Origin of the sequence: Bradyrhizobium sp. WYCCWR 12699 (assembly GCF_032144035.1) — a bacterium.
Classification (GTDB): Bacteria; Pseudomonadota; Alphaproteobacteria; order Rhizobiales; family Xanthobacteraceae; genus Bradyrhizobium.
This window is the reverse complement of sequence record NZ_JAVTJN010000032.1, coordinates 35507-52425: the sequence shown is the minus strand read 5'-3', so window position 1 is coordinate 52425 and position 16919 is coordinate 35507. Positions and strand designations below refer to the sequence as shown.

The window sequence follows — 16919 nt, the reverse complement described above, 5'->3', positions numbered from 1 at the left end:
CGGGTCCCAAGGTAAGGATTTCGCAAGCAATGAAAGTTACCAAAAGGTCAATCCAGAGCGGAGTATTTGAACTGTGAGCGAACCAATGGCTGAGCAGGCTGCCCAGGACAAGAGCGTCGTCGAAGCCGAGACGACCGCGCCGCAGGCTGTCGAGGCTGCCGGGATCGACGCCCCCTCGATCGCGCCCGACCACGAGGCGCCGCCAAAGCCCGACCCGGTGAAGGTCGAGCCGCCGAAGATCGAAGCCAGGGTTGAGCCCAAGGTTGAAACCCAGCCCGAGCCGAAGCCCGGCAAGCTCATCGTCATGGCGCCCTCGGAGCGCAACTGGGACCGCGAGAATTTCGCCCCGCATGTGAAGGCGGACGAGCCGCGCGAAGCCGCTGGCAAGCGGCGTCTGTCGGCGATGGCCGCGGTGGTGGCGATCGCCGCCAGCGTCGGCGCCATCAGCGGCGCGCTCGCAACCGCCGGCATGATGCATTTCGCAAGCCCGGCGCAGGCGCCGGTCCAGGTCGCCGACACCAGCGCGCTCGATGTGTCGGTCGCGCGGATCGACGCCGATCTCGTCGCGCTCAAGGCCAATGTCGAGCACAGCGCCAAGACGGGCGTCAGCCAGTTCAACCGGGCCAATGACCGCCTCGACAAGCTCGAGAAGGCGCAAGGCGAGCCGCTCGCCAAGATCGCAAAGCTGTCGGAGGCCGTCGACAAGCTCCGCGCCACGCCGCCCGCCGCTCCCGCGCAGGCCGCTGCTGCGCCCGCGAAGGAAACCACCGGCTCGATCGCGCCGACCCAGGTTGCGACCGCTGCCGCCGCACCGGCCCCGGTGGCCGCCGCGCCCAAGACCGAGGTCGGCCGTCTGCCGACAGTCGAAGGCTGGCGGCTGCGCAACGCCGCCAATGGCGGTGCGCTGATCGAGGGCCGCGACGGGCTCTACGAGGTCTATCCCGGCGATCCCATCCCCGGCGTCGGTCGCGTCGATGCGATCCGTCGCCAGGACGGCCGCTGGGTCGTCGTCACCAGCAAGGGGCTGATCGTCTCGCGCTGAGCGTTCGATATCCGACTTTCGAAGAGGCGCTTCACCACGATGTGAGGCGCCTTTTTGCTTGAATAGGCATGCCGGCGCGGTGTTACCTAAGGCATGAGCCGCGCGTTGCGAATTCTCGTTGCTGCCGCCGTGTTGTTCGGCGGTGCTCCTTCGCTTCGGGCCGCGGAGACGACGCAGCTGATGCGCGGCACGGCGATCACCGATCCCGATCTGCTGCGCCGGCTCGATGAGAGCGACGTCCTCACAATCTCGCGCCTGGTTGCGCCGGAGCGCAAGGCGGATCGTCCGCTGACGACGGACCTGTTGTTTTCGGAGCTGTCGCAGCTCAAGGACATTCCGCCGGCGATCGAGGCGGAGTTCGAGCGCTATGTCGGCAAGCAGAAGGCGGCCTGGCCGACCGAGACCATCGGCGTCGGCGAAGGCTTTGACGTGCAGCTGTTCGATCGAGCCAACCTGAATTCCCCCGACGCGCGTTTCGTGCTGGTCGGCATCGTCAACCGCATGGACCGTGCCTACGCGGCCGAAGAAGCCTGCGGCGAGATCCGGCTGATCTATCGCCTGGCGCGTTTCGACAACAAGCCGGACGGCGGCAAGACCGCAACGCGGCTGCCGATGACGCTCAACCTGGTGATGAGGGCGCGCGATCCGCGCCAGAGGGATGGGAACGGCAAGCCGATCAGCTGCGCCGAGATCGCGCGGCGCTGGCTCGACAACGGCAAATGGCAGGAGCTGATCGGCGGCCAGGACGATGCCACGCTCGATCGCATCGAGACCAACATCCAGATCTCGATCGCGCCGAAATCGCCGCTGCACGATTTCCGCTCCGACTATCTGCTCAAGGTGTTCAAATACGACGCCGCGACGAAGACGTTCGCGGAAGGGACGTTGGAAAATCAGATCGACCGCGATCGCATCCTCGCCAGCGAAGCGCTGCGGCGCGATTTTAGGGATTGGCTGCTCGCACCCGAGAATCTGCGCGAATTCGATCGCGGCACGGTGCTGATCCCGGAAAGATTCCTGGCCAGGGCCGCGGTGGTGCCGACGCCCGCCGGCCTCGATGCCTCCGCGCTGCAGCCGGAGTTCGGCATGATGCAGGGAGAGGGAAAAGGCGAGGGCAGCAACGATTCCGTCTTCGCCGACAACGACGTGGTCGGCGCGCTGAAGCAGGCCTTCGCGCGCGGGGACTTCCAGAACATTCGCTCGGTCGCAGGCTTCCAGCGCCGTCTTAACGATGTCACCTGCTCAGGCTGCCACCAGACCCGCGGCATCGGCGGCTTCCATTTCCCTGGTGTCGACTGGCTGGCGGACAAGCCGTCCAATTCGACCATCGTGCCGGCGTCGCCGCATTTCCTGGGCGATCAGCTCCGCCGCCGCGACATCCTGGCCGCCTTCGCCACGGGCAAACGCCCTGATTTCTCACGCGGATTTGCCAGCCGGCCGCAGACCCGCGGCAGCAGCGAGCTCGCCGGAAGCGAGTATCAGGATGGCTGGGGCGCGCATTGTTCTTTGGCCGATGCGGGATCGGGAACGCGAGATGTGAGTTTTACGTCATGGACCTGTGCTAACGGTCTCACCTGTCAGGCCGCCGCGGCCTCGCGCCGCATCGGCATGTGCTTCATCAAGACGCGTTAGACCTAACCAACATTTGGATGATCCATGACGGACACGGGCAACGCCAACAAAGCGCGCAATCGCGAGATCGCGCAGAATGAGGAAGCCAAGCAGGTCACCGGCAGCGCCCGCGTCAGCATCTGGGCGATCGCGATGGCCGTCATCGTCGGCGGTGTCCTGTTCACGCTGGGCTGGCTGTCGCTCCGGTAGCTTTCACTTCGCGTAATTCGTCATCCGCTTGCCCGGCAGCAACTCGTACGCCGGCTTCCAGCCGGGCAGCGCGGCCATGCGGCCGAGCCAAGCGTGGATGGCGGGATGGCTCACGGCGAAGTCAAAGCCGTGCTCGTCGCTCGGATAATGCAGATAGGCCATCATCGAGATATCGGCGACCGTCGGCTTTGCGCCGATCGCGAAGGCGTTGTGTTGGAGATGCCCGTCGAGAATGCCGAGGAAGTCCTCGAGCCGGCGGCGGAAATGCTTCAGCACCTGCGGGTCGCTGTTCTCGGTGAAGGCCCGCATGAAGCGGTAGGTCGCCATGTAGCCGGTGAGCTTGTGGTTGTCCCAGAACAGCCAGCGCAGCAGCTCGAACTTCTCTTCCTCGGTCTCGGCGCCGAAGCGGCCATATTGCTCGGCGAGCTTGAGCAGCAGCGGTGCGGTCTGCGTCATCTTCACGCCGTCGATCTCGAGCACGGGAATCTCGCCCATCTCGTTGACCGCCTTGCGCCACTCCGCCGTGCGCGTGACGCCGCCGGCAAAATCGGTCCACATCGGCTCGAACCTCTCGCCGCACAGCGTCAGCATCAGCGCCAGCTTGTAGCTGTTGCCGGATTCGGGGAAGTAGTGCAGGCGGTAGACGGGCATGGAACTCGCAAGACGTATCGTTGCTGACAAGGTTTGCCGAAGCGACGGCGCTAGCCGACCGCCCCTGACCCCCTCAGCTTCCTGATCGCCGCTTCGTCGTATCCAGCCCCGCGCAAGATCTCGTCACTGTGCTCGCCGACCGCCGGCGGCTTGCGCGGCTGCACCTTCTTAGCGCCGTCGATCCAGATCGGGCTGTTGATGGTCAGCATGGTGTCGTTCTCGAACGGCACCAGCACCTCGTTGTCGAGCATCTGCTTGTCGTTCGGGATGTCGTCGAGAATGGCGACGACGCCGAACACGAGGCCATTGCCGTCGAGGATCTTTCGCCATTCGGAAAGATCCCTGGTGGCAAACGTCTCGTCCAAAATCTTGATCAGCTCGACCGAACGCGCGTGGCGGTCGGCCTTGGTGGCGAAACGCGGGTCGTTGACCAGGTCCTCGCGCCCCAGGCACTTGGCCAGCGTCGGAAACTGCTTCTCCTCGCTCAGCAGCGACAGGATCAGCCAGCGGCCGTCTTTGCACTGGTAGTGATTGGCAACCGCGTTGAGCGCGCGCTCGCGCGGGCGCCGCTCGCCGAACTTGGCGCCGCAGAGCTTTGCCTGGGCCAGCACGCTCGCGGCCCACACGCCGTTCGCCATCAGATTGGAGGCGACATGCGAGCCCTTGCCGGTCTTCTCGCGCTGATACAGCGCGGTGACGATGGCGCCATAGAACGCCATGGCGCAGGGATGATCGCCCATGCCCGCGACCGAGCGGGCCGGCGTGGTGTCGGTGTCGGCCCGGACCAAATCCATCAGGCCGGAGCGCGCCCAATAGGCGTTGCTGTCGAAGCCGGGCTTGTTGGCCTCCTCGCCCTTTTCGCCGTAGCCGGTGAAGGAGGCGTAGATCAGCCGGTCGTTGAGATGGGCGAGATGGTCATAGGTGATGCCGAGCTTGGCGCGCACCGGCGGCGGCATGTTGGTGATGAAGACGTCGGCTTCTGCCACCAGCTTGTAGAGGACCGCCTGTGCCTCTGGCTTGGCGAGGTCGAGCGCGATGCTCTTCTTGTTGCGGGCTTCCAGCAGCCAGGCGAAATTGTGCTCGCCGGTGGGATAGCCCGGCAGGTTCGGCAGGTTGCGATAGGGGTCGCCGGAGCCGGGCGGCTCGATCTTGATGACATCGGCGCCGAAATCCGACAGCACGGTCGCGGCCGCGGGCGCTGCGATGAAGCTCGCGCAGTCCAGAACCTTCAGGCCGGCAAAAATGCCCTTATCCATCGCAGCGTCGCTCCCTTGGCTTCGGTCGTTTCCCGCGCGCTGGAATTGCCGCGGGGCTGGTGTTGGGAGCATTAGACCGATGTTTTGCCGGGATGCAACGGCGCCTGGCGCAGGGCCTCACTCCTCCCCCGCAAGCAGGGCCGCATTGCCGCCAGCGGCCGCCGTGTTGATCGTCACCGTCTGCTCGGTCGCGAAGCGGGCGAGGTAGTGCGGGCCGCCGGCCTTGGGGCCGGTTCCGGACAGGCCGTTGCCGCCGAACGGCTGCACGCCGACCACGGCACCGATCATGTTGCGGTTGACGTAGATGTTGCCGATCTGGGCACGGTCGATGATGGCTTCGATCGTGTCGTCGATGCGGGAGTGAATGCCGAGGGTCAAGCCGTAACCGGTGCGTTCGATGGCCTGCAACACACGCTCGAGGTTCTCCGCACGATAGCGCACGACGTGCAGGATCGGACCGAAGACCTCCTCGGTGAGCTCGCCGGCCTCTCGGAGCTCGAAGATGTGCGGCGCGACGAAGCAGCCGTCCGGCGCGTGGCCTGCAAAGTGCAGCTTTGCCTCGCTCTTCATTCGCGCGACATGCGCCTCGAGGCGCTGCTTGGCTTCCATGTCGATGACAGGGCCGACATGGGTCGCGATGTCGGAGGGATCGCCGATCTTCAATTCGCGCGCGGCGCCCGCGATCATCTCGATCATGCGGTCGGCGACGTCCTCCTGCACGAACAACAGCCGCAGCGCCGAGCAACGCTGACCGGCGGAGCGGAAGGCGGAGGTCACGACGTCGTCGGCGACCTGCTCGGGCAGCGCAGTGGCATCCGCGATCATGGCGTTGATGCCGCCGGTCTCGGCGATCAGCGGCACGATCGGTCCATCCTTGGCGGCGAGGGTCCGGTTGATCAGGCGTGCGACCTCGGTCGAGCCGGTGAAGACGACGCCGGCGATGTCAGGGTGTGCCGTCAGCAGCGCACCGATCTTGCCGTCGCCCGTGACGAGGTGCAGCGCGCTCCTGGGAATGCCGGCTTCGTGCAGCAGGGCGACGGCTTCGCGCGCGATGCGCGGCGTCTGCTCGGCCGGCTTTGCCACCACACCGTTGCCGGCCATCAGGGCGGCCGTGACCTGGCCGAGGAAGATCGCGAGCGGAAAATTCCACGGCGAGATCGCGACGAAGATTCCGCGGCCGCGCATCGCGAGCGCATTGCTCTCGCCGGTCGGGCCGGGCATCGCGGTATCAGCGCCGAACAGTTTTCGCCCCTGCGCAGCATAATAGCGGCAGAAATCGGCCGCTTCGCGCAGCTCCGACAGCGCATCGTCGAGCGTTTTGCCGCCTTCTCGTTGCAAGAGCGCGATGAAATGGGCGCTGCGGCTCTCCATAAGATGCGCGGCCTGCTCCAGCGCCGCCGCGCGTGTGCCTGCGGGCGTCCGGCTCCACGCGGCAAAGCCGGCGCGTGCCGCGGCGACCGCTGCGTTGGCCTGATCCGGCGTGGCGTCGGTGATCGGCTTGAGGTCGGCCGGCTCGGCTCTGACACTTGCCAGCAATTGGTCGAGCGCTAAGCGTGCGCCGAATTCGACGCCGCGTGAATTGCGCCGCTCCGGCGCAAAGAGATCGCCGGGCAGCGGAATCTTGGGATGGGCCGCCGCTTGCGGCCGGAGAACAGCATCCGCCGGACGTTGCAGCAGCGCCGTCACGGGCACCCGATAATCGGCGGCCTGCGCCACGAACGACGAGTTCGCGCCGTTCTCCAGCAGCCGCCGCACCAGATAGGCGAGCAGGTCGCGATGGCTGCCGACAGGCGCATAGGTGCGGTAGGCGATCTCGGGATGATCCTTGGCGAGCTGCTCGTAGAGCGCTTCGCCCATGCCGTGCAGGCGCTGGAATTCGAAGCCGCCGCCGTCTTTCGCGAGCTCCAGCACGGTCGCGACGGTCAGCGCGTTGTGGGTGGCGAATTGCGGGAAGATGCGCGGCCGCAAGGCCAAGAGCTTCGCCGCGCAGGCGACGTAGTTCAGATCCGTCATCGCCTTGCGCGTGAACACGGGATAGCCAATGAGCCCGCGTTCCTGCGCGCGCTTGATCTCGGTGTCCCAATAGGCGCCCTTGACGAGGCGTACCATCAGCTTGCGGTCATGCGCGCGCGCGAGTGCATCGACATAGTCGATCACCGCGCTGGCGCGCTTCTGATAGGCCTGGATCGCAAGGCCAAATCCGTCCCACCCCTGAAGCGAGGGATCGGCGAGCGTTGCCGCGATCACGTCGAGCGACAGCTCCAGCCGGTCGGCTTCCTCGGCGTCGACGGTGAAGTTGAGGTCGTGGGCCTTGGCGCGTTGCGCAAGGTCCAGCAGCAGCGGCACCAGTTCGGCCATCACGCGGTCGCGGCTAATCGCTTCGAAGCGCGGATGTAGCGCCGAGAGTTTGACGGAGATGCCGGGCCGGTCGGGCAGGGGGCGATCGCCGGCCGCCTTGCCGATGGTCTCGATCGCGCTGGCATAGGTGTCGAAATAGCGCTTCGCGTCCGCCGCCGTGCGCGCGCCTTCGCCGAGCATGTCGAAGGAATAGCGCGGCTTCTGGCCGGAGCGGGGCCGGCCCCGCTCCAGCGCCTGCTCGATGGTCTCGCCCAGCACGAAATGGTTGCCCATCAGCCGCATCGCCTGGCGCGTCGCGGTGCGCACCGCCGGCGCGCCGAGCCGCTTGACGAGGCGGCCGATGGTGCCGTCGGGCGTCTCGCCGGGCTGGATCACCCGCGCCGACAGGCCGAGCGCCCAGGCCGAGGCATTGACCAGGAACGCGGTTGACTTGGTCTCGTGGTGGATGAAATCGCCCTCGCCGAGCTTGTCTTCGATGAACTGGTCGGCGGTGTGCGCATCGGGCACGCGCAGCAGCGCCTCGGCCAGCACCATCAAGGCGAGGCCCTCCTTGGTCGATAGCGCGAACTCCCGCAGCATGTCCTCGACCCCACCGAGCCGGTCGTCGCGCTTGCGGACCGCCTCGATCAGCCGCGTCGCGGTGCGGTCGATCCGCGCCTCCTGCGGCGGACCGAGATGCGATGCCGGCAACAGCTTGGCTGCGATCTCGGCATCGTCTGGCGCGTAGGGGGCAGTGAAGGCAGGCGGGATGTTCGGCATGGCGTGTCCTGTGGCTGAAATCCAGGATAAAGCCCGCGTTACCGCAGTTCGATAGACAATCTAGCAAATTTACCTTAAAAAATGAAGTTCAAGTACCTATTGGCCTCATAAGATATGGAACTCGATCGAATCGACCGGAAAATCCTCTCGATTTTGCAGGAGGATGGGCGGATCGCCAATGTCGAGCTCGCCGAGCGCATCGGGCTGTCGCCGACCTCGATCGGCGAGCGACTGAAGCGCCTGCAGCGCGAGGGTTTTGTCGAAGGCTATGGCGCGCGGCTCAACCCGCATCGCCTGGGCCTTGGCCTCCTCGTGTTCGTCGAAGTGCTGCTGGACAAGACCACGCCCGACAATTTCGAGCGGTTTGCGCGTGCGGTGAAGCTCGCGCCCGAGGTGTTGGAGTGTCACATGGTTGCCGGCGGCTTCGACTATCTTGTGAAGGCGCGGCTTGCCGACATGGCGGCGTATCGACGCTTTCTCGGCGAGACCCTGCTGTCGATGCCGGGCGTGCGCGAGACGCGGACCTATGCGGTGATGGAAGAGATCAAGCGCGACGCACCGTTGCCGGTGGGCTGACGACATGTCGTCGCGATTGTCATTGCTGCGGGCGTTGAACAAGCGGTCTTCTCAGGAAAAATAGCTATCCTCGTGCAATCGCAACGCCTGTCGTCGAATGCACTTGCCGTCTTCTGAAATTTTCTTGGCCCGCTCCCGGAAGGTGCTCCGGGAGGCAGCAAAGGCTGGCGGGCTTATACTTTGAGGTTCTCTGCGGAAGTCTTGCCCCGGTTTGCGATCTCTTCGTATTCCACCGTCTGTCCCTCGTTCAGGGTCGACAGACCGGCTTTCTGCACTGCCGAGATATGCACGAACACATCCTTGCCACCCGACGCAGGCTGGATAAATCCATAACCCTTCGTCGGGTTGAACCACTTGACCGTACCTTTAGCCATCACGACTTCTCCGCGGGTCTTCCTCCGAGATCGCGAACCGCCAGTCCCCGCCAACCGGCCGGTTCGGTCCTAACAGGATACGCGGAATGTGGCGGGCTTGGTAGCTCAAACCACATCGGCATTTTGCCGAATTCCGCTCAACTTCGCGGCGCTTTTGCCGGTTTTGCCCGTTTCGCGGTCAATTGGCCGGAGGGCCGCGCGCCGTCGGTCAATACGTCGCGGCCAGGTAATCGACGATCTTGCCGACATCGGCATCGTCGATCGGCGCGCCGTAGACCTTGATCATCTTGGTCACCTCGGCCTGCCAGAAGCCCTTCTTGTCCTTCATCGGCGGCTGCGTCTTGATGTAGTCCGCCGAGTGGCAGGCGCTGCAATTACCTTTGACGACTTCGAGATCGGGGCCCGGCTTGAACGCCGCAACCTCGTCAGGGGTCTTGTAATTGACCGGCGCGGCCAGTGCCGAACCCACCCAAGCGGCGAGGCCGAGTGAGACGGCGAGGAGAACGGTGCGCTGCATGATCATTCTCCCTCAGGCCACGGTCACGCGGGTGGTTTCGACGACGTTGCGTAGATAACCCGCCGGGTTCCAGCGTGGCGTGTCCGGCTGCGTCTCGCCGCCATTGCCGGTGGCGCGCACCTTGAGCTCAACGCTGCCCGCCGCGAGCTTCACCGGCAGCTTCCATTCGCGGAAGGCGTATTTGCCGAGATCTTTGCCGAGCTTGGCGTTCACCCAGCTCTTGCCGCCGTCGGTGGAGACCTGGACCTCCTTGATGCCCTTGCCGCCGTCGAAGGCGATGCCGCGCAGGGTCACAGCGCCGGCCTTCAGCTTGGCGCCGTCAGGCACGCTGGTGATGAAGGAGCGGATGGTGAAGCGATTGATCGGGATCGTCGCCTTCGGCGCGGTGCCGGGTTCGATCGAATTGTCAGGTGTATCGGGAATGCGATAGGCCGACTTCATCCAGAAGCCGTCATAGACGTTGTCGACGACGTTGATCTCGTTGAGATGCTTGACCCAGTAGGTGCCGTAATAGCCGGGCACGATCAGGCGCAGCGGAAAGCCGTTGAGGAACGGTAAGTCCTCGCCGTTCATGCCGTAGGCCAGCATCACCTCGCCGTCCCGGGCGTGGTCGACGTCGAGCGCCTTGATGAAGTCGGGCGTCTTGTCGCTGACCGGGCCGTCCATGCCGTTGAACGTGACCTGCTTGGCGCCGCTCTGCACGCCGGCCATCTCCAGCACCGCCTTCAGCGGCACACCGCGCCAGCGCGCGCAGCCCATGGCGCCGTTGGCGAGCTGGCCGCCGGCGACGCGCGGCTCGAAGAAGCCGCGGCTGTTGCCGGAGCACTGCGCGACGGCGACGATCTCCGTCGCCTTCATCTTCCGGATGTCCTTCAGCGACAGCTTGAGCGGCTTGTCGACCTTGCCCTTGACCTCGAGCGCGAACTTGTCGGGATCGAGATTGTAGGGCAGGTCGGAGAGGTGATAGCGCACGAAGAACGCATTATTCGGCGTGATCGGGCCGTCGTTGAAGATCGCAAACGGCGTCTCGAGCTGCGGCGGCCGGCTGGTCAGGCCGATCATCGGCCGCTTCTGCGGATATTTCACCAGCGGTCGTTCGCCATTGGCAAAGGGCAACGTGACGGTGTCGAGGGCCAATGCCTTGGTGGAATTCAGTGTGGCCGCCATGGCGGCAAGCCCCGCTCCTTTGAGCAGGTCGCGTCGGTCGAACATTCTCGTCCCCTCCCGGAGCTTTTCTTCGGCCTGCGGTCATCACCGCGGACCCGCGCTCATCTGTCGCAACGATCCCGGCGAAGTCAATTCGTGCTTTCGCAGCAGGCCCATGCCGCTGCGTTGCAGCAGGCCGGTGTTACGCCCGTGCCGAGACAGAACGAAAGCATAGCCGCGACGGCGGTGTGCTCCCTCGCCCCGCTTGCGGGGAGAGGCCAACATCACGCCGCGACGCGCTCGCTGCGGTCGACCAGCGCTGCCAGCTCCCGCGCATCCGCCACCACGCGCACCGCCATCGGCTCGTCGCGGCCGCGGATCGCGACCTCCTGGTGCGGCAACGCATCGTCGGCGAGGCCCGCCGTGCTTCGGATTTCGTCCGAGACGATCGCCTCGCAGGCCAGCGTCTTGGTCATGTCCTGCAGGCGGGCGGCGACGTTGACGGCATCGCCGAGCGCGGTGAAGACGATGTGATCGCGATAGCCGATGTCGCCGATGATGACCTCGCCGCCGTGAATGCCGATGCCGAAGCGGATCGGCTGGCGCAGGTCATGGCTCAGGAGCTGGTTCAGCTCGTCGATATGGGTGGCGATGCCGCTTGCCGCCTTCAGGGCCTGCCGGCAGGCGGTTTGCGGATCGGCCGTCAGCCCGAACAGCGCCAGCATGCCGTCGCCGACGAACTGGTTCGGCTGGCCGCCATTCTCGATCACGGCCTGCGACACCGCGCCGAGGAAGCGGTTGACGATGAACACGGTGTCGAACGGCAACCGCTTTTCGGCAAGCTGCGTCGAGCCGCGCATGTCCACGAACAGGCTGACGAGATAGCGCTCCTGGCCGATGCTCGCCGGGGCCGAGGCGTGCGCGCTCGCCGACGATGTCTGCGGGGTGAAGAGCTGGAAGAAGGAGAGATCCGACGTCGGCCGCAATTGGCAGGCCAGCCGGATCGAGGGATCGTTGGTGCCGACGCGGGTCAGCACGAAGGCCTCGCGCTGCGACGGCTCGGGCAGGGTGGCATGATCGCCGATGACGCGGATGCGGCAGGTCGAGCAGCGGGCGCGGCCGCCGCAGACGCTGGCATGGGGCATATTGTGGCGCAGGCTTGCTTCCAGCACGGAAAGGCCCTTGGGGACCCGCACGGTCTTGCCGTTGCCGTAGGACAGCGCGATCATGCCGCCGCGCCGCTCGCGCCAGGCGCGCACGCCGCGCGCCGCCAGCGCCAGGCCCAGCAGCCCGAAATAGGTCATGGTGAAGGCGCCGGTGATGCGATCGAGCGTCGCGGCCTCGGCCGTGGTGCCGACCTGGCGGCGCGTGAGATTGTGCGTGCGCCATTCCCCGTCATCGGCTTCGTACGCGACGTTGCGGCCGCCCTGATAGATGCCGAGCAGCGACAGCGTCGGGATCAGCACGGCGGCGGCGAGCAGATAGGGCGCCGCGCGCGTGAAGAACGGCTTGAGGCGCAGCCAGAAGAAAATGCCGATGCAGCCGTGCACCCAGGCAACGAGCAGCAGGATCGTCATCTGCCAGAGCCGGCCGGGCGCGGCGACGAAGAACAGATACAGCTCCTGCGGATAGAGCTTCTGGTGATCGTACAGCGTGTAGCCGAGCCGCACCCCGACCACGTGCGCCATGACCAGCGCGGGGATGCTCAAGCCCAGTACGAGCTGCAGCGGCTCGACCGTCCGCCAGCGGAACTGGCGGCGCTGGTACAGCGCGTAGATGCCGAGGCCCATATGCGTGAGCGCCGCGGAGTAGAACACGATCGAAACGGGCAGGAATTGCCAGAAGGCGGTGTGGTAATAGACCCCGGCCTCCATGGCCTCGACCGAGATGTTGCCGAGCGCATGGTTGAGGAAATGGCTGATCACATAAGAGAACAGGACCAAGCCGCAGACGAGCCGCACCTGCCGCACGCTGGTCGCGCGGGAAAGCTCGGAAAATCGTGAAGATGCGGTGGCGGCCATGATTCGGTTGTATCTGTTCACCAAGGAGAACAGCCAGCGTAGCGCTAAATTCCCGGGGTGGACAGCTGGCGGGATCACATGCGCGCAAGGTTACGAAACCGTAGGGGGTGAAGGCGCCCGCCACACCCACCGCTGTGCTGCCCCCGCATTGACTCCCCCTCCCAGGTTGGCGAAAAGCGCGGCCGTGACGATCGCTCCCGATATCTCCGTGAAGCCCGGCGGCTCCGACCGCCGTCTCATCCTGATGGCCGTGCTCGTCATCGCCGCGATGACGCTGCTGCGCATCGTCTACGCCTCCGCGATCGAGTTGCGCACCGACGAAGCCTATTACTGGACCTGGTCCAAGGAGGGCGCGCTCAGCTTCCTCGATCACCCCCCGGGCATTGCCTGGCTGATCCGCTTCGGCACCGCGATCTTCGGCGACACGCCGCTCGGGGTCCGCTTCGGCGGGATCGTCGCGATGCTGCTGACGCAGCTGCTGCTGGCCGACATCGTCCGCCGCCTCACCCACGATGTGCGCGCGATCGTGCTCGCGGTGCTGATGCCGGAGGCCGCGCTCTATTACGGCCTGCTGATGGCCAAGGTCGCGCCCGATGTCGCCATGATCCCATTTGCGGTGGCGATGATGTGGTCGCTGGTACGGCTGGCGCAGAGCGGCGACGGACGCTGGTGGCTGGCGGCCGGCCTGTTCGCCGGCCTCTCGATGCTGTCGAAATTCACGGCGATCATGTTCGCGCCGGCGGTTGCCGCCTTTCTGCTGGTACCGGGTTGGCGCTGGCGCTGGTTGCGCAGTCCGTATCCTTATCTCGCCGTGCTGGTCGCAATCCTGGTGTTCTCGCCCGTGCTGATCTGGAACGTGCAGCACGATTGGGCCTCGTTCCGTTTCCAGGGCGTGCGCGCCACCGCCAATTACGGAATCTCTCTGCGGACGATTGGCGACTACATCGGCCTGCAATTCGGCCTGGTCGGTTTCGTCATGTTGCCGGTGGTGCTGACCGGACTGGTGCTGACGGCATGGCGCGGCGCCCGCACGCGCGAGCCGGCCGCGATCCTGCTGTCGACGGCGGTGCTGGTGCCATTCCTCTATTTCCTCTTCAAGTCGACCACGCTGCGGGTCGGCGATACCTGGCCGATGTTCATGTGGCCGGTCGGCTTCGCCGCTGCCGCCGTGAACCTCGCAGCGATGATGAAGGAGGATTGGTCGTCGCGCATGCTGAGATCGTCGCTGTTCTGGGCGAGGACGGCCGTCACCACCGGCATCGCCTTCGTCGTCATCGTGTTAATCTATTACGTCGTCGCGCCGTGGAATCTGCTCGGCAAGATGGATCCGATTGGCGCTGAGGCCGGCTATGAGCAGGTCGCCGCGCGCGCGCAGGCGGCGCTCGACGAAACCGGCGCGACCTGGATCGCCACCACGGATTATCGCACCTATGCCATGATGCGCTGGCTGTTCAGGGGGCGCGTGCCCGTCATCGAGATCAACGAGCGCGGCCGCTTCCAGGACTTTGCCGATCCCGGCATGGACAGGATCAGGGGGCACGCCGGCATCTATGTCGGCCGTGAGCCGGACAACCGGTCGTCGCTGTGGGAGAACATCCCGGCGAAACGCGAACAGCTCGGTAAGGTCGAACGGCGCTGGCGCGGCCTCGTGATGGACACCTACGCGATTGAAAAGCTTTCCGGCTGGACCCCGGACTTGTCACCACCAAAGGATTCGCCGCTGTTCCAGTGGAAGGTGCTGGCGGGCGAGTTCGAAGAGCGTTCGCTCGGATAGAGCGGCACACTCCGCTTTCCCTTCTCCCACAAGGGGAAAGGGGACAGCGAGCGCGTGGCGAGATGCTACTCCTCCCCATCCTTCTTCCGCAGCAGATCGCTCGCCAGATCCGACAGCTTCGGCGGCGGCAGCGCCGCAAACGGTAGCGGCCTCGTGACGTCGATCGCGGCCAGCCCCAGCCGCGCCGTCAGCAATCCATTCAGCACGCCTTCGCCGAGCCGTTGCGACAGCTTCGCCGCGATGCCATGGCCGAGCATCTGCTGCACCAGGCTGTCGCTCGCGGCCATGCCGCCGGTGATGGCGAGATGGGCGATGACATGACGCAGCAGGCGGATCATGCCGAGCGCGCCGGGACGGCCGCCGTAGAGATAGGCGAGCTGGCGGATCAGGCGCAGCGCGGCGACGAACACGAACAGCACGTCGATCGCCGCACGCGGGCTCACGGCGGTGACGATCGAAACTTTTTGCGCGGCAGACGACACCAGACGCCGCGCCTCTGCATCCAGCGGCGACATCAGCTCGCGCTCGGCGAGCCGGATCATGTCGGCGCCGTCGATGATCTCGCCGGTGTGGCTCTCAAGCGTGGCGCGGGCGCGCGCCAGTTGCGGGTTCTGGTGCGCAATCTTGAGCAGATCATGCACGATGACGCGGCTCTCCTTGCGGTCGTCGTTGGCAAGCACGGCCGCTGCGCGCGCATGCAGCTTCTCGATCGTTGCGAGGCGCGCAAGGCCGAACGCCTCGCGCCCGATCACGACGGCCAGCGCCAGCGCGGTGACGGAGGCGAAGGCGAGGCCGACGAAGCCAAGCGTCTCGCTGCGGGCGAACAGATCCTCGACCAGATGGACCACGCCGAGCCCGGTGCCGAGCAGCGTCAGACCGGCAAGTCCAGACCAGAACAGCGTGCCCCAGGGAAAGCCACGCCGCGCCGGCAGCGCGGCCGCGATCGGCACGGGCAGCGCCTGCGGATCGTGCTCCGCCGTGATCTGGATGGTGGCGCGGCTGAGCCGGCTGGTCTCGTCGGCTTCGGTGACGACGACGCCGGGATCGTCGAGCCGGAACGTCGCCGGCCGCCGCGGTTGGGATCGGTCGTTCATGCGAGCTTGTCTCCGATCAGGAACTGCAAGGCGCGGTCGAGGCGGATGTGTGGCAGCGCGGGCTCGCTATGTCCCTCGGGCTCGAGCCTTGGCGGACGGAAGCGCAGGAAGCGGAAATCGCTCTTGCCGGCAGTCTCGGTGGAGAGGCCGCGGAACGCATCACGGCCGTTGAACAGCGGCTCGGGATCGAGCGGCAGGTCGCCCGGAAAGGTCGCCACTTCCGTATTGCCGTCGAAGAACTCGCCGCCGGCACTTTCGCCCGCGGCCGGCGTTCCCAGGATCGACGGTAGTTTGTCGCGGCCGCGCGCGACCTGCGCCTCCCGCGTGGCACGCACCGCGGCCAGCGCCACCACGTCGATGGAAGCGCCGGTCGTCTCCGCGCGCGCGACGGCACCCGAGACGGCGCGGCGCAGCACCGCCTCCAGCCGGTCGTGGCTGGAATGATGCAGATGGTCCGCCTTGGTTGCCGCGAACAGGATGCGGTCGATGCGCGGCCGGAACAGGCTGGAGAGGATCGTGCTGCGGCCGATGTTGAAGCAATCGAGAATGCCGGCGAGCGCGGCTTCGAGATCATGCAGCGCTTCGGGACCGGAGTTGAACGCGGACAGCGCGTCTGCCAGCACGATCTGGCGATCGAGCCGGGCAAAATGATCGCGGAAGAACGGCCGCACCACGACGTCCTTGTAGGCCTCGAAGCGGCGCACCATCATCGCCCACAGCGATCCCTCGCCAGCCTGCCCGCCGATGGGCACGTCGAGCGGCGCAAAGGTCAGCGCGGGGGAGCCTGCGAGATTGCCGGGCATCAGGAAGCGGCCGGGCGGCAGCAGGCTCATCGCGAAGCGCTCGTCGCGGCAGGCGCGCAGATAATCGGTGAACAGCTTCGCCGCGGTGAGCGTCGCCTGCTCGTCCTCGCGCGCGTCGGGCTTGAGCGTTGCGAGATGCGCGTGCCATTCGCCCGCAAGATGCGCGCGCGGCGCCTCGCGCGACAGCGCAAGACTTTCCGCCGACCATTGCTCGAAACTCTTCTGCAGCAGCGGCAGGTCGAGTAGCCATTCGCCGGGATAGTCGACGATGTCGAGCGTCAGCGTGCGGTCGGCGCCGTTCGGGCGCTGATAGTCGATGACGAGGCGGAGCTCGCTGATGTCGACGGTCGAGTTCGGCCAGCGCCGTTCCTCGACCAGCGCGCGCAGATGGCTCTCATAGGCAAAGCGCGGCACGGCATCGTCGGGCTGCGGCGCCAGATGCGCTCGCGCAATCCGGCCCGAGGCATAGGCCTCGAACACCGGAAATCGGCCGCCGCGTGTGAGGCCGTGGATCAGCGCAGTGATGAACACGGTCTTGCCGGCGCGCGACAGGCCGGTCACCCCGAGCCGCACCGTCGGGTTGAAGAAGTGCTCGCCATAGTCGATCAGCGCCTGCGCGGACAAGCGCGCTTCTTCGACCATATCCTGGAAACTGAATGCCATGTGAACGTTGAAGGACCGTAGGCGGGCGGAAATGTGTGAGACCGATCACAAAAGTGGCAATTGC

Annotated in this window: 14 protein-coding genes; 5 read left to right on the top strand and 9 right to left on the bottom strand. The window is 65.9% G+C overall.

Annotation, left to right across the window (positions count from 1 at the left end):
* Window positions 1–85 precede the first annotated feature (85 nt).
* The 3 genes from RPS27_RS14995 to RPS27_RS14985 all read left to right on the top strand — a co-directional run bounded on the left by RPS27_RS14995 (window position 86) and on the right by RPS27_RS14985 (window position 2863).
* The gene (locus RPS27_RS14995; protein WP_212068088.1) at window positions 86–1042 is read left to right on the top strand and encodes a hypothetical protein; all 957 of its coding nucleotides are present in this window, start codon (window positions 86–88) and stop codon (window positions 1040–1042) included.
* 93 nt (window positions 1043–1135) lie between these two features.
* The gene (locus RPS27_RS14990; protein WP_212068089.1) at window positions 1136–2674 is read left to right on the top strand and encodes a hypothetical protein; all 1539 of its coding nucleotides are present in this window, start codon (window positions 1136–1138) and stop codon (window positions 2672–2674) included.
* A gap of 24 nt (window positions 2675–2698) precedes the next feature.
* On the top strand, window positions 2699–2863 hold the full coding sequence (locus RPS27_RS14985) for a hypothetical protein (protein ID WP_194406246.1): 165 nt from the start codon (window positions 2699–2701) through the stop codon (window positions 2861–2863).
* A gap of 3 nt (window positions 2864–2866) precedes the next feature.
* On the opposite strand, the gene RPS27_RS14980 is transcribed toward RPS27_RS14985, so the two are convergent.
* From RPS27_RS14980 to putA, 3 genes are all read right to left on the bottom strand, one after another.
* Window positions 2867–3514 (bottom strand): glutathione S-transferase family protein, encoded by a 648-nt coding sequence (locus RPS27_RS14980; RefSeq protein WP_313754100.1) that lies wholly within the window; start codon window positions 3512–3514, stop codon window positions 2867–2869.
* A 50-nt stretch (window positions 3515–3564) separates the two neighbouring features.
* A complete protein-coding gene (locus RPS27_RS14975; RefSeq protein WP_212068091.1) occupies window positions 3565–4770 on the bottom strand; it encodes a CaiB/BaiF CoA transferase family protein in 1206 nt (401 codons plus the stop codon).
* A 117-nt stretch (window positions 4771–4887) separates the two neighbouring features.
* Entirely contained in the window at window positions 4888–7887 is a 3000-nt protein-coding gene (gene putA / locus RPS27_RS14970; protein ID WP_313754099.1) for a bifunctional proline dehydrogenase/L-glutamate gamma-semialdehyde dehydrogenase PutA, read from the bottom strand.
* A 114-nt stretch (window positions 7888–8001) separates the two neighbouring features.
* Here putA and RPS27_RS14965 point away from each other — a divergent pair, with 114 nt between their 5' ends.
* Window positions 8002–8463, top strand: coding sequence for an Lrp/AsnC ligand binding domain-containing protein (locus tag RPS27_RS14965; RefSeq protein ID WP_018317238.1), 462 nt, complete (start codon window positions 8002–8004; stop codon window positions 8461–8463).
* Between the two features lie 173 nt (window positions 8464–8636).
* On the opposite strand, the gene RPS27_RS14960 is transcribed toward RPS27_RS14965, so the two are convergent.
* From RPS27_RS14960 to RPS27_RS14945, 4 genes are all read right to left on the bottom strand, one after another.
* Complete coding sequence (locus RPS27_RS14960) at window positions 8637–8837, bottom strand: cold-shock protein (RefSeq protein WP_008563500.1); 201 nt, start codon at window positions 8835–8837, stop codon at window positions 8637–8639.
* Window positions 8838–9045: 208 nt separating this feature from the next.
* Window positions 9046–9354 (bottom strand): cytochrome c, encoded by a 309-nt coding sequence (locus RPS27_RS14955; RefSeq protein ID WP_194406251.1) that lies wholly within the window; start codon window positions 9352–9354, stop codon window positions 9046–9048.
* A 12-nt stretch (window positions 9355–9366) separates the two neighbouring features.
* Window positions 9367–10566: a molybdopterin-dependent oxidoreductase gene (locus RPS27_RS14950; RefSeq protein WP_212068093.1), complete on the bottom strand. Its 1200-nt coding sequence runs from the start codon at window positions 10564–10566 to the stop codon at window positions 9367–9369.
* Window positions 10567–10784: 218 nt separating this feature from the next.
* Window positions 10785–12521, bottom strand: coding sequence for an adenylate/guanylate cyclase domain-containing protein (locus RPS27_RS14945; RefSeq protein WP_212068094.1), 1737 nt, complete (start codon window positions 12519–12521; stop codon window positions 10785–10787).
* Window positions 12522–12765: 244 nt separating this feature from the next.
* Here RPS27_RS14945 and RPS27_RS14940 point away from each other — a divergent pair, with 244 nt between their 5' ends.
* Complete coding sequence (locus RPS27_RS14940; protein WP_212068128.1) at window positions 12766–14295, top strand: glycosyltransferase family 39 protein; 1530 nt, start codon at window positions 12766–12768, stop codon at window positions 14293–14295.
* 65 nt (window positions 14296–14360) lie between these two features.
* On the opposite strand, the gene RPS27_RS14935 is transcribed toward RPS27_RS14940, so the two are convergent.
* Together RPS27_RS14935 and RPS27_RS14930 are read right to left on the bottom strand one after the other, a co-directional pair.
* Window positions 14361–15389 (bottom strand): TIGR01620 family protein, encoded by a 1029-nt coding sequence (locus RPS27_RS14935; protein WP_313754098.1) that lies wholly within the window; start codon window positions 15387–15389, stop codon window positions 14361–14363.
* Complete coding sequence (locus tag RPS27_RS14930) at window positions 15386–16855, bottom strand: YcjX family protein (protein ID WP_212068096.1); 1470 nt, start codon at window positions 16853–16855, stop codon at window positions 15386–15388. Before RPS27_RS14930 ends, RPS27_RS14935 begins: the two co-directional genes overlap by 4 nt.
* Window positions 16856–16919: the final 64 nt, after the last annotated feature.

What these genes read in the sequence shown, in the direction of transcription:
- RPS27_RS14995 (WP_212068088.1), top strand. Translation starts at nt 86, where the DNA reads ATGGCTGAGCAGGCTGCCCAGGACAAGAGCGTCGTCGAAGCCGAGACG.
- RPS27_RS14990 (WP_212068089.1), top strand. Translation starts at nt 1,136, where the DNA reads ATGAGCCGCGCGTTGCGAATTCTCGTTGCTGCCGCCGTGTTGTTCGGC.
- RPS27_RS14985 (WP_194406246.1), top strand. Translation starts at nt 2,699, where the DNA reads ATGACGGACACGGGCAACGCCAACAAAGCGCGCAATCGCGAGATCGCG.
- RPS27_RS14980 (WP_313754100.1), bottom strand. Translation starts at nt 3,514, where the DNA reads ATGCCCGTCTACCGCCTGCACTACTTCCCCGAATCCGGCAACAGCTAC.
- RPS27_RS14975 (WP_212068091.1), bottom strand. Translation starts at nt 4,770, where the DNA reads ATGGATAAGGGCATTTTTGCCGGCCTGAAGGTTCTGGACTGCGCGAGC.
- putA (WP_313754099.1), bottom strand. Translation starts at nt 7,887, where the DNA reads ATGCCGAACATCCCGCCTGCCTTCACTGCCCCCTACGCGCCAGACGAT.
- RPS27_RS14965 (WP_018317238.1), top strand. Translation starts at nt 8,002, where the DNA reads ATGGAACTCGATCGAATCGACCGGAAAATCCTCTCGATTTTGCAGGAG.
- RPS27_RS14960 (WP_008563500.1), bottom strand. Translation starts at nt 8,837, where the DNA reads ATGGCTAAAGGTACGGTCAAGTGGTTCAACCCGACGAAGGGTTATGGA.
- RPS27_RS14955 (WP_194406251.1), bottom strand. Translation starts at nt 9,354, where the DNA reads ATGCAGCGCACCGTTCTCCTCGCCGTCTCACTCGGCCTCGCCGCTTGG.
- RPS27_RS14950 (WP_212068093.1), bottom strand. Translation starts at nt 10,566, where the DNA reads ATGTTCGACCGACGCGACCTGCTCAAAGGAGCGGGGCTTGCCGCCATG.
- RPS27_RS14945 (WP_212068094.1), bottom strand. Translation starts at nt 12,521, where the DNA reads ATGGCCGCCACCGCATCTTCACGATTTTCCGAGCTTTCCCGCGCGACC.
- RPS27_RS14940 (WP_212068128.1), top strand. Translation starts at nt 12,766, where the DNA reads ATGGCCGTGCTCGTCATCGCCGCGATGACGCTGCTGCGCATCGTCTAC.
- RPS27_RS14935 (WP_313754098.1), bottom strand. Translation starts at nt 15,389, where the DNA reads ATGAACGACCGATCCCAACCGCGGCGGCCGGCGACGTTCCGGCTCGAC.
- RPS27_RS14930 (WP_212068096.1), bottom strand. Translation starts at nt 16,855, where the DNA reads ATGGCATTCAGTTTCCAGGATATGGTCGAAGAAGCGCGCTTGTCCGCG.